Here is an 11,904-nt window from a genome sequence, read left to right as displayed (position 1 = left end):
GGAAAAGGAGTGCAACGACATGGCACGGATGAAGTGGATGGGAAGGGGAATGCTGGCGGTCGCGCTGGCCGCAGCCGTGGCACCGGCACTGGCCTGCACGCGCGCGGTGTACCTGGGTGACAACGGCGATGTGATCACCGCGCGCTCGATGGACTGGAAGGTCGATGTGGCGACCAACCTCTACATACTGCCGCGCGGCATTGCGCGCACCGGCCAGGCCGGCCCGAAGTCGCTGGCGTGGACCGCGCGCTACGGCTCGGTGGTGGCCACCGGCTACGACGTGTCGACCACCGATGGCATGAACGAAAAGGGCCTGGTGGCCAACCTGCTGTGGCTGGTCGAATCGGAGTATCCGCAGCAGCGTGGCAACAAGCCGGGCCTGGCGATTTCGCTGTGGGCGCAGTATGTGCTGGACAACTTCGCTACCGTGGAAGAGGCGGTCGCCGCGTTGAAGCGCGAGCCGTACTCGATCGTCACCGACAAGGTGCCCGGTGAAGATCGGCAGGCGACGCTGCACCTTTCGCTGTCCGATGCCAGCGGCGACAGTGCCATCGTCGAGTACATCGGCGGCCGCCAGGTGATCCACCATGACCGGCGCTACCAGGTGATGACCAATTCGCCGATCTTCGAGCAGCAGCTGGCGCTCAACAGCTACTGGCAGCAGATCGGCGGCACGGTGATGCTGCCGGGCACCAACCGCTCTGCTGACCGTTTCGCGCGCGCCTCGTTCTACATCAACGCCATTCCCAAGGCCGAGGATCCGGTGGAGGCCCTGGCCAGCGTGTTCAGCGTGATCCGCAACGCGTCGGTGCCGTATGGCATCACCACGCCGGGTGAGCCGAACATCTCATCCACGCGCTGGCGCACCGTGGCCGACCACAAGCGGCGGCTGTACTTCTTCGAATCGGCATTGACCCCGAACACCTTCTGGGTCGATCTGAACAAGGTCGATTTCGCCGGCAAGGTACTCAAGCTCGACCTCGGCAAGGACCAGCGCAATACCTTCGCCGGTGATGCACTGGGCCAGTTCGTGCCCAGCGCACCGTTCGCCTTCCTCGGCGTCGACGGTTAGTTCGACGCCTGGCTGGAGGCCGGGTAGACCGCCTGGATCGTGCAGCTGCCGCGCGTGTACTGCGGCAGCGGGGCGATGCTTTCACCGCGCAGATCGTCTGTCTCGAATTCGGCAGTCATGATCCGATCGCCGGGATTGCCACAGATCAGGCCGTTCTGCAGGCCCGAGTGGAAGCTCAGCTGCGGCGTGCGGTCGAGCTGGCGGCAGTGGCTGCCGAGTTCTACCCGGTAGTAGCGATGGCCGCCATTGCGGCGCGGGTTGGTCTCCACCAGCATGCCCTGCGGGTCGGATGACCAGGCACGCACGTTGCGCGTGGCAAAGCAGTAGGACGGTGAGCCGCCGAAGCTGCGACGCACCTCCTTGCGTTCGCGGATGGTCACGGCAGGCAGGGTAGCGGTGCGCAGGCGCTCGCTGTCGCGGGCGACGCTGGCATAGTCGCGATTCTGCAGCGGGGTGACTGCGCTGATGGTGCATTGGCGGCCGTCGACCACGACGCGTTCGCTGGGGCGGCCGCAGGCCCAGCCGGCGGGGGCTTCCAGTTTCAGCGAGGTGGCACTGCGGACGCCGGGACAATCTTCGTTGAAGTCGATCCGAAAGGGCTGGCCGGAGGCGGCGCGCAGTGCGATCGAGCGCGGTGATGCCTGCTCCACTTCCTGTACGCCGACAGCGTTCATGCAGTGCGGAGCCGGTGGCGTACGCGCCTGTGCGGAGACCGAAGCTGCGAGCGCCAGGCCGAGGCCGGTGGCGAGCGCCAGGGACACCTGCTGATGGGTCATGTCCTGCACTCCCTGCGTTGGATGACGGATCGACTATAGCAACGGTTTGCACGGCCGTTGTTACACGCGCACACTGCCCGCATGGGCGCCATCTTCCATCTGCGGCACTACGGCCAGGCCACCGGCCTGGACCGCCATGACTACGCGCAGTGGGTGCTGCCAGTGCAGGGTGAACTGCAGTTCGAAATGGAAGGCCGCGGAGGTCGGCTGGACGTGCTGCAGGGGGCATTCGTGGCCGCCGGTGAGGCGCATGACCAGATGGCTGATGGTCCCAATGGTTTCGTGATCGTTGACTGTCCTCCGGGCGTACTTGATGACGGCACGCAGGAGCATCTGTGCCGGCAGCGCTGGCTGCATCTGCCGCTGGCATTGCGCCGACGCCTGGCTGAAGTGCAGGCAGGGCAGCCGATGCCGGCGCTGCTGCCGCAGTTGCTGCAGGTATTTGCGCCTGCTGGCAGTGGCGCGCGCATGCAGGGTCTGTGTGCGGCGGTCCAGGCCGACCTCGGGCAGGCGTGGCCGGTGGCGCGCATGGCGGCGTTCGTCGGGGTCAGCGAGAGCCGTTTGCATGCGCTGTTACGGCAGGAGTTCGGGCTCAGCCCGCAGGCCTGGCTCAGCGCAAGCCGGTTGCGTTGGGCCAAGCACCAGCTGCGCACCAGCGTGGCGCCGATCAGCGATATCGCGCTGGCCGCGGGCTATTCCGAGCAGAGCGCACTGACCCGTGCGCTGCGCCGCGAGTGCGGCCAGACTCCCGCAGCGTGGCGCCGGGGCGCCGGACTGTAGGGTCGAGCCACGCTCGGCTTTGCGCACGCGCGGCCGGTCAGGGCAATAGCCTCGGTCAAGAGCGCCCGCTGGCCAGCGCTTACACTGCGCGGCCTGTTCTCTCCCCCCGAAGAACCCGAATGCGCAACAACCCGATGGCCCTGGGCATCGCCAATGGCGTTGCCGCTGGCGCGCTGTGGGGCGTGGTCTTCCTCGCGCCCGCCGTGCTGCAGTCGTTCAACGCCCTGCAATTGTCGGCCGGCCGCTATCTGGTCTACGGCCTGATCGCCATAGTACTGCTGCTCCCGCGCTGGAAGCGGCTGGCACCGCGGCTGGGTCGCGCCGAATGGATCGGGCTGCTGTGGCTGAGCCTGGCCGGGAACCTGGTGTACTTCCTGCTGCTGGCCACGGCGGTGCAGTGGGCTGGCGGTGCGGCGGCCTCGCTGATTGTCGGCCTGATTCCGGTGGTGGTCACCCTGGTCGGCGTGCGCGAACAGGGTGCAGTGCCTTTGAAGCAGCTGCTGCCGGCACTGGGCCTGTGCGTGCTGGGCGTGGCCCTGGTTGGTTGGGAAGCACTGATGTCCGAGCACCTGGCAACCCCGTGGCGGCAGCGCCTGATCGGCCTGCTGTGCGCGTTCGGCGCGCTGTTCTCGTGGGCGTTGTACTCGATCGGCAACAGCCGCTGGCTGGCGCGTCGACCGGACTTGTCGAGCCACGACTGGTCGCTGCTGGCCGGCGTCACCACCGGCGGCCTGGCCCTGCTGCTGGTGCCGATGGCCTTCATCGGCCACACCAGCGGGCACACGGCCGCGCAGTGGAGTGGCTTCTGGGCAATCAGCGCCGGTGTGGCGGTGGTGGCCTCGATCCTCGGCAATGCGTTCTGGAACCGCGCCAGCCGCCTGCTGCCGCTGACCCTGACCGGCCAGATGATCGTGTTCGAGACGCTGTTCGCGCTGGTGTATGCCTTCGCCTGGCAGCAGCGCTGGCCTTCGCTGCTGGAAGCGCTGGCGATCGTGTTCCTGATGGCCGGCGTGATGCTGTGCGCGCATGCCCATCGTACTCCACGGGCGATCGCCGAACATGCTGGCTGAATGCATGCGTCAAGCGTGCTGATGCCGCCTTGGTCTCAGATGCAACCAAATGCCGGCACGTTGAGCGATGATCGCGGCACTGGTTTTTTGCATCGCAGCACTTGACAGCAGGCCGGCGCACAGTGTTTTCTGTGCGTCATGGTTCCTGATGCCGCCCACGCCAGCCTGATCGCTCCCGCCACTGCGGGCCGTTCGACTGCGCCGGTCGCCACCACCACCATTACCACCACCACCGTCACCACTGCCCTGGTGCGGCCCGTCGTCTTCGTGTAACTCCCGAAAACCACGGCCCCGCACCATACAGGTGGCGGGGAAACTCGACACCTGCATGCGACGGGGCCTCCTGCCGAGGTCTGCATGTCTTCCCACGCCCCCGCTCATCCCGTTGCCCCGGCCGATCTGGCTGCACCGTCCATCGTCGTGCACAAGTTCGGCGGCACCTCGGTGGCCGATGCCGAACGCTACCGCCATGTTGCGGGCCTGCTGCTGGCCCGTCCCGAATCGCTGCAGGTCACTGTCGTTTCGGCAATGAAGGGCGTCACTGACGCGCTGATCGAACTGGCCCAGCTGGCGGCCAAGGGCGACGAAGGCTGGCGCGAGGCCTGGCATGCGCTGCGCGCGCGTCACCGTGGCGCCGCCGTGGCCCTGCTGGGCGAGCAGGTGGGCGAGACCGTCGAATGGATCGACGCCCGCTTCGATCAACTGGCCGAAGTGCTGGCGGCGCTGGCGGTGATCGGCGAGCTGCCGCGCGAAGTACTCGACCGCGTGCAGGGCCTGGGCGAAGTATTCTCCGCGCAGCTGCTTGGCACCCACCTGCAGGCGCTGGGCGAAGACTGCGCGGTGCTGGATGCGCGCGATGTGCTGGTGGTCGGCCATGGCGAACTGGGTGTGGATGTCGACTGGGAAGCCAGTGCCGACCGCTTGGCCAAGTGGCGCCTGCAGCATCCCCAGCCGCGGGTGGTTGCCACGGGTTTCGTCGCCCGTGACCGCCATGACCGCATCACCACGCTCGGCCGCAATGGCAGCGACTATTCCGGCGCGATCTTCGCCGCGTTGTTCAATGCCGATGAACTGCACATCTGGACCGACGTCGACGGCGTGCTGTCGGCCGACCCGCGACTGGTGCCCGAAGCGGTGCAGCTGGAATCACTGAGCTACGACGAGGCCTGCGAGCTGGCTTATTTCGGCGCCAAGGTGGTGCACCCGCAGACGATGTCGCCAGCGATCCGCCTCGGCCTGCCGATCTTCATCCGCAATACGTTCCAGCCGGCGCATCCGGGGACGCGCATCAGCGCCGAGCGCTCGCCGCGCGGGCCGGTGAAGGGCCTGACCCTGAGCCCCGGCTTGGCCCTGTTGAACCTGGAGGGCACCGGCCTGATCGGCGTACCCGGTACCGCCGAGCGCGTGTTCGCGGCGCTGCGCCAGGCGCAGGTGTCGGTGGTGATGATCTCGCAGGGGTCGTCGGAGCATTCGATCTGCTGCGTGGTGCGCGCCGCCGAAGCGGCGCGTGGCCGTGAGGCACTGCTGCACGCGTTCGCGCATGAACTGTCGGTAGGGCAGGTGCAGCGCGTGCAGGTCAGTGAGGGCGTCAGCGTGCTGGCGGCAGTGGGTGACGGCATGGCCGGCCAGCCCGGTGTGGCGGCGCGCCTGTTCGAGGCACTGGGACGCGCGCAGGTGAACATCCTGGCGATCGCGCAGGGCTCGTCGGAGCGCAATATTTCTGTGGCGGTGGACAGTGCCGATGCCACCCGCGCATTGCGGGCCGCACATGCGGGCTTCTGGCTGTCGCCGCAGACGTTCGCGGTCGGTGTGATCGGGCCGGGCAACGTCGGCGCGGCACTGCTGGACCAGCTGCTGGCGGCCCGCCCGCAGCTGCTGGCCAAGGCCAATGTGGATCTTCGCCTGCGCGCGCTGGCCTCGCGTTCGCGCATGCGGCTGGAAGTGGATGGCCTGCACGCCGATTGGCGGGAGGCATTGCAGGACGCGGGCGAGCCCAGCGACCTGGATCGCTTCACCGAACACCTGCTGGCCGCGCACCTGCCGCATGCGGTGGTGATCGACTGCAGTGGCAGCGCCGACGTGGCCGAGCGCTATGAGGGCTGGCTGGCCGCCGGCATCCACGTGGTGACCCCGAACAAGCAGGCCGGTGCTGGCCCGCTGCCGCGCTACCAGCGCATCCGTGCTGCTGCGGCGGCCAGTGGTGCGCGCTTCCGCTACGAAGCCACGGTGGGCGCGGGCCTGCCGGTGATCACCACGCTGCGTGATCTGGTCGATACGGGCGACGAGGTGCTGGCGATCGAAGGCATCTTCTCCGGCACGCTGGCGTGGCTGTTCAACCGCTTCGACGGCAGTCAGCCGTTCTCGCAGCTGGTCGCGCAGGCGCGGTCGATGGGCTACACCGAGCCGGACCCGCGCGATGATCTTTCGGGCGTGGACGTGGCGCGCAAGCTGGTGATCCTCGCCCGCGAGGCCGGCCACGCGCTCAGCCTGGAACAGGTACAGGTGGAAAGCCTGGTGCCGGCGCTGCTGCGCGACGGCAGCGTGGATGACTTCATGGCGCGGCTGGGCGAGTCCGATGCCAGCCTGTTGCAGCGGTTGCAGGACGCGCGGGCGCGTGGCGCGGTGCTGCGCTACGTGGCACAGCTGGGCGCTGACGGTGCCTCGGTGGGCCTGCAGGAACTGCCCGCCGACCACGCCTTCGCCAACCTTCGGTTGACCGACAACGTGGTGCAGTTCCGTACCCGTCGCTACTGCGACAACCCGTTGGTGGTGCAGGGTCCGGGCGCCGGCCCGGAAGTCACCGCCGCCGGTGTGTTTGCCGACCTGCTGCGGGTCGCGGCCGGTGAAGGAGCGCGCCTGTGATCGCACGTGCGTTCGCGCCGGCCTCGGTGGCCAACGTGGCGGTGGGCTTCGACATTCTTGGTCATGCCATCGCCGGTGTTGGCGATACCGTGACCGTGCGCCGCATCGATGAACCGCTGGTGCGCATCGAGGCGATCCGTGGCAGTGCGGTCGAGCTGCCGCTGGAGGCAGCCGGGAACACCGCCGGCGCTGCGCTGACGTCACTGCGCGAAGGCCTGGGCCTGGATTTCGGATTCGCGGTGGAGATCGACAAGGGCATTCCGTTCGGTTCCGGCATGGGCGGTTCGGCAGCGTCATGCGTTGCGGCGTTGGTTGCCGGCAACGCGCTGCTGGATGCACCGCTGTCGCGTGAGGCGCTGTATCCGTTTGCGCTCGATGGCGAGGCAGTGGCCAGCGGTGGCCGCCACGGCGACAACGTGGGGCCGCTGCTGCTGGGTGGTCTTGCGCTGTGTACGGCCGACCGCCTGCTGCCAATTCCTGTGCCGGCGGCCTGGCACAGCCTGCTGGTGCATCCGCACGCGGTGCTGGAAACACGCCGTGCGCGCCAGGTGCTGCAGGGCAGCTACGCGCTGGGTGAATTCGTGGCACAGAGTGCGAACCTCGCGCTGGTACTCAGTGGTTGCCATCGTAGTGATGCGGCGCTGGTGCGGGCTGGATTGCGCGATGTGCTGGTCGAACCACGGCGGGCCGGCCTGATTGCAGGTTTCGAAGCAGCCCGCGATGCGGCGCTGTCGGCCCATGCAATGGGTGCGGGCATCTCCGGTGCCGGACCCAGCGTGTTCGCCTGGTTCGAGGACGCCGACCAGGCCCGCGCCGCTGCCGCACCGGTGCAGGCGGCATTTGCCGCCGCCGGTTTCGACAGCGATGCCTGGGTGTCGCCGCTGGATGCAGCGGGAGCCCGTTTGTGCTGAATCCTTCCCCTTTACTGGATACCGAACCCATGCAATTTGTTTCGACCCGGGGTCAGTCCCCGGCCGTTGGCCTCAGTGCGGCGATCGCTGCAGGATTGGCGCCCGATGGAGGGCTGTATGTTCCGCAGGTGCTGCCGGCGCCACGTGAGCTGCGGGCCGGCGCAACGCTGGCCGATACCGCCGCCGATCTGCTGGCACCGTTCTTCGCAGGTGATGCTCTGGAGGCGGCGCTGCCATCGATCTGCCGCGAGGCGTTCGACTTTCCGGTGCCGCTGCGTGCACTGGGCGGCGGTGACCATGTGCTGGAGCTGTTCCATGGGCCGACGGCGGCGTTCAAGGATATCGGTGCGCGCTTCCTGGCCGGAACACTGTCGCGGCTGCAGGCCGGCAAGGACCGCGACCTGACGATCGTTGTCGCCACCTCTGGCGATACCGGTGCCGCCGTGGCGGCAGCCTTCCACCGCCAGCCGGGCGTGCGTGTGGTGGTGCTGTACCCGGATGGCCGCGTGTCACCGCGCCAGGCGCATCAGCTTGGCTGCTTCGGCGACAACATCCAGGCGCTGCGTGTGGCCGGGGCGTTTGACGATTGCCAGGCCATGGTCAAGCAGGCGCTGGCCGACCGTGACCTGCAGGCGCAGGTGCCGCTCAGCTCGGCCAACAGCATCAGCCTGGGCCGGCTGCTGCCGCAGATGAGTTACTACGCACATGCGGCGTTGACCCATTACGCAGCGCATCGTCGTCGGCTCAACCTGGTGGTGCCGACCGGCAATCTGGGCAATGCGATGGCCGCAGTGCTGGCGCGCGCGCTGGGCGTTCCGATCGGGCAGATCGTGCTGGCGACCAATGCCAATGCGGTGCTGCCGGCGTACTTCAACGGTGGCGACTATCAGCCGCAGGCCAGTGTGGCCACGGTTGCCAACGCAATGGATGTGGGGGCGCCCAGCAACTTTGAACGCCTGCGCTGGCTTTACCTCGGAGATGACGCCGAGCTGCGCGCTGCGTTCCGCGCGTTCGCGGTGGATGACGTGACCATCCGCGCGACGATTGCGGCGGCGCATGCCAGCAACGGCGAACTGTTCTGCCCGCATACGGCCACAGCGGTGAAGGTGCTGCAGGACCTGCGTGCGCGCGGCGCCAAGGGCGACTGGGCGGTGGTGGCCACGGCGCACCCGGCTAAGTTCGAGGCCGTGGTCGAGCCGCTGATCGGCGAAACGGTGGCGGTGCCGCCTGCGCTGGATGCGTTGCTGCAGCGGCCCGCGCACGCGGAACCGTTGGCCGCGGAGTATGCGGCGTTGCGCGAGGTGTTGCTGCGTTGACCGGAGATGGACGTGGTTGCCGGCCAGCGGCCGGCACTACCCGTGCTGCGTCCACCTGGTAGTGCCGGCCGCTGGCCGGCAACCCAGCCAACCGCGATGCGGTCAGATCAACCCTTCACCGGCCAGCGTGCGCAACCCGTCCTCGTCGAGGATCTCCACCACGTTCAGGTGGGGCAGGGCGATCAACCCCTGCTGGCGCAGCTTGGTGAAGGTACGGCTGACCGTTTCCATGGTCAGGCCCAGATGGTCGGCGATGTCGCCACGCCCCATCGGTAGCGAGACGCGCAGGCCATCGCCACCCAGCTTGGCCTCGCGCGCGGCCAGGCGCAGCAGGAAGTCGGCCACTTTCTCGGCCGGCTGCAGCCGCGCCAGTGCCAGCGCGGCATCCTGGGCGGCGTCCAGCTCCTGGCAGGCACGCTGCAGCAGCTTGCGTTCCAGGTGCGGGAAACGGCTGCGAAGCGCCTTCATCTGCGGCAGCGCGACACGGCATACGCGGCTGTCTGCGATGGCCTCGATATCGTAGCGGTGGTGGTCACTGCCGCTCAGGCCCAGGTAGTCGCCAGGAAGCACGAAGCCATTGATCTGGCGGCGGCCATCGGCCAGGGTGCGCACCAGGCGCAGGGCACCGCCGGTCAATGTATAGACATGGTCGCGCTCTTCGCCGGTGCGGGCCAGGGTACTGCCCATGCTGACCTGCTGGGAAACGGTGACCTGTTCCAGTGCCTGCACTTCATCGGGCGACAGCGCCGAGCACACCGCAAGGTGGCGAACCGAGCAGTGCAGGCAGTCCAGCGTGTTGCAGGACGGCGAGGCGGGATCGTTGGTGGCGGGCGGAGCGCCGGAAGGCCGTGACATGTTGCGGGGGCGTATCGCGGGCGGGGAGGGCCTTATGATACTTCAAGCGGCCGTTCGACCCTGCCCGAGGCGGGGGCGCTAGAATGTCGCCCCCTCCCACGTCCCGTTCCAGCAGGAGTTCCGCCCGTGATCAAGCCCCGTACCCCGCCCGGCACCCTTGAACTGTTGCCGCGCGAGCAGATTGCGTTCCAGCGCATGCTGGACGTGATCCGTCGCAACTACGAGCGCTTCGGGTTCCTGCCGGTGGAGACGCCGGTGTTCGAGCTGTCCGACGTGCTGCTGACCAAGTCCGGTGGCGAGACCGAGCGCCAGGTGTATTTCGTGCAGTCCACCGGTGCGCTGGCCAACGCCGCCGAATCGGGTGACCGTTCGCTGCCGGAAATGGCGCTGCGCTTCGACCTGACCGTGCCGCTGGCGCGCTACGTGGCCGAGCACGAGCATGAACTGACCTTCCCGTTCCGTCGCTACCAGATGCAGCGGGTGTACCGCGGCGAGCGCGCCCAACGCGGCCGCTTCCGTGAGTTCTACCAGTGCGACATCGACGTGATCGGCAAGGACAGCCTGAGCGTGCGATACGACGCCGAAGTGCTGGCGGTCATCCACGCGGTGTTCTCGGAACTGCGCATCGGTGACTTCAGCATCCAGCTGAACAACCGCAAGTTGATGCGTGGCTTCTTCGAGAGCCTGGGCGTGGCCGAGGGCGAGCGCCAGCTGGCAGTGCTGCGCGAAGTGGACAAGCTGGACAAGCGCGGCGCCGATTACGTGCGCGAGACGCTGGTGGGCGAGGGCTTCGAGATTCCGGCCGAGCAGGTCGAGAAGATCCTGGCGTTCGTGGCCGTGCGTTCGCAGGGCCATGCCGATGCACTGGCGCAGCTGGCCACGCTTGAAGCCGACGCCGGTTCTTCGGAGATCCTGCGTACCGGCGTCGCCGAACTGCGCGAAGTGCTGCAGCTGGTGCAGGCGCTGGGCGTGCCGGAAACCGCGTACTGCCTGAATTTCTCCATTGCGCGCGGCCTGGACTACTACACCGGTACCGTCTACGAGACCACGCTGACCGACCACCCGCAGATCGGTTCGATCTGCTCGGGCGGCCGCTACGAAGACCTGGCCAGCCACTACAGCAAGTCGAAGCTGCCGGGCGTGGGCATCTCCATCGGCCTGTCGCGCCTGTTCTGGCAGCTGCGCGAAGCCGGCCTGATCGATGGCATCGAGGGCAGCAGCGTGCAGGCGCTGGTGGCGCTGATGGACGAGCAGGGCATGCCGCAGTCGCTGGACATCGCGCGCCGCCTTCGCGCCGGTGGCATCAACACCGAAGTGCAGATGGAGCCGAAGAAGATCGGCAAGCAGTTCCAGTACGCCGCCAAGGCCGGCATCCGCTTCGTGGTGCTGGCCGGTGAGGACGAGCTGGCGCGCGGCGTGGTGGCAGTGAAGGACCTGCTGCGCGAGCAGCAGTTCGAAGTCTCCCGCGACGAGCTGGCCAGCACCCTGCAGGTCGAGCTGGAGCAGTCGAAGGTGATGTAACGGCCGGTTGGCCGCACGCCGACACGCCACGAAACGCCCACCACCCGGTGGGCGTTTTCGTTTCCGGGCCGCGTTCCGGGGTCAGAGCCGTTTTCCTTCGGAAAACGGATCCGACCCCTTGCTGTTCCAACAGCTCGCAGGAAACTGTCGACGGCGGGGTGGGGCCGGAGGCAGGGGTGTCCGCGGCATGGATGCCGCGGACAAGCCCCCATGGACGGGTTTACGGCGTCCCCTGCCACCGGACCCACCCCGCCAACCCTCAGCCATCCAGCATTTGACGTCGCTTCGGCATCTAGCGGGTGCAGGGCGCAGCCCTGCCCACAAATCCCCCCAGATTTGACGCAGTGCGCAAGAATGCGCTAATGTACTAACGCGCTATTACATTGATGCATGGAAACGACCCCGTGAAAGCCCGCCCCGAAATTGCCGCCAAAGACCCGAAGGCCGACCTTGAGGCCCTGGCCCGGGCCTTTGCCGCCCTGCGCGAGCCGGAACAGGTCGAGGCCTTCCTGCGCGATCTGTGCACACCGGCCGAGCTGGAAGCCATGGCCGACCGCTGGAAGGTGGTGCCGCTGCTGCAGCAGGGCGTGCCGTACCGCGAGATCCACGAGCGCACCGGCGTCAGCGTGACCACCACCGGACGGGTGGCACGCACCCTTGAGCATGGCCATCGAGGCTATGCCGCCGCCATCGACCGCCTTGCCTCGCGCTGATCCGCGCCCCGTTCCGAACTTCGAGACC

At 67.8% G+C, this 11,904-nt stretch carries 10 protein-coding genes; 8 read left to right on the top strand and 2 right to left on the bottom strand.

Going from position 1 to position 11,904, the window contains the following annotated elements:
- Nucleotides 1-19 precede the first annotated feature (19 nt).
- On the top strand, nt 20-1,072 hold the full coding sequence (locus AC5P9F_RS06600; RefSeq protein ID WP_012480021.1) for a linear amide C-N hydrolase: 1,053 nt from the start codon (nt 20-22) through the stop codon (nt 1,070-1,072).
- On the opposite strand, the gene AC5P9F_RS06595 is transcribed toward AC5P9F_RS06600, so the two are convergent.
- Entirely contained in the window at nt 1,069-1,848 is a 780-nt protein-coding gene (locus AC5P9F_RS06595; protein WP_043035071.1) for a DUF6491 family protein, read from the bottom strand. The genes AC5P9F_RS06600 and AC5P9F_RS06595 overlap by 4 nt on opposite strands.
- A gap of 81 nt (nt 1,849-1,929) precedes the next feature.
- On the opposite strand from AC5P9F_RS06595, the gene AC5P9F_RS06590 reads away from it, so the two are divergent.
- The 5 genes from AC5P9F_RS06590 (at nt 1,930) to thrC (ending at nt 8,787) form a co-directional block, all read left to right on the top strand.
- Complete coding sequence (locus tag AC5P9F_RS06590) at nt 1,930-2,628, top strand: helix-turn-helix domain-containing protein (protein ID WP_099497632.1); 699 nt, start codon at nt 1,930-1,932, stop codon at nt 2,626-2,628.
- A 119-nt stretch (nt 2,629-2,747) separates the two neighbouring features.
- A complete protein-coding gene (locus AC5P9F_RS06585; protein ID WP_099497633.1) occupies nt 2,748-3,698 on the top strand; it encodes a DMT family transporter in 951 nt (316 codons plus the stop codon).
- A gap of 357 nt (nt 3,699-4,055) precedes the next feature.
- Nucleotides 4,056-6,560: a bifunctional aspartate kinase/homoserine dehydrogenase I gene (gene thrA / locus AC5P9F_RS06580; protein ID WP_099497634.1), complete on the top strand. Its 2,505-nt coding sequence runs from the start codon at nt 4,056-4,058 to the stop codon at nt 6,558-6,560.
- On the top strand, nt 6,557-7,471 hold the full coding sequence (locus tag AC5P9F_RS06575; protein ID WP_005409420.1) for a homoserine kinase: 915 nt from the start codon (nt 6,557-6,559) through the stop codon (nt 7,469-7,471). The genes thrA and AC5P9F_RS06575 overlap by 4 nt, the downstream gene beginning before the upstream one ends.
- A 29-nt stretch (nt 7,472-7,500) precedes the next feature.
- Complete coding sequence (gene thrC, locus AC5P9F_RS06570; RefSeq protein ID WP_049461202.1) at nt 7,501-8,787, top strand: threonine synthase; 1,287 nt, start codon at nt 7,501-7,503, stop codon at nt 8,785-8,787.
- A gap of 102 nt (nt 8,788-8,889) precedes the next feature.
- Here thrC and AC5P9F_RS06565 read toward each other — a convergent pair whose 3' ends face one another.
- Complete coding sequence (locus tag AC5P9F_RS06565) at nt 8,890-9,642, bottom strand: Crp/Fnr family transcriptional regulator (protein ID WP_005409422.1); 753 nt, start codon at nt 9,640-9,642, stop codon at nt 8,890-8,892.
- A gap of 126 nt (nt 9,643-9,768) precedes the next feature.
- On the opposite strand from AC5P9F_RS06565, the gene hisS reads away from it, so the two are divergent.
- Nucleotides 9,769-11,163 (top strand): histidine--tRNA ligase, encoded by a 1,395-nt coding sequence (hisS, locus tag AC5P9F_RS06560; protein WP_005413164.1) that lies wholly within the window; start codon nt 9,769-9,771, stop codon nt 11,161-11,163.
- Between the two features lie 404 nt (nt 11,164-11,567).
- Complete coding sequence (locus tag AC5P9F_RS06555) at nt 11,568-11,876, top strand: YerC/YecD family TrpR-related protein (protein ID WP_005416326.1); 309 nt, start codon at nt 11,568-11,570, stop codon at nt 11,874-11,876.
- Nucleotides 11,877-11,904: the final 28 nt, after the last annotated feature.

This window comes from Stenotrophomonas sp. YJH_SMC_4, from assembly GCF_059371575.1.
The sequence above is the reverse complement of the archived record's forward strand: the minus strand, read 5'-3'. Positions and strand labels throughout refer to the sequence as shown.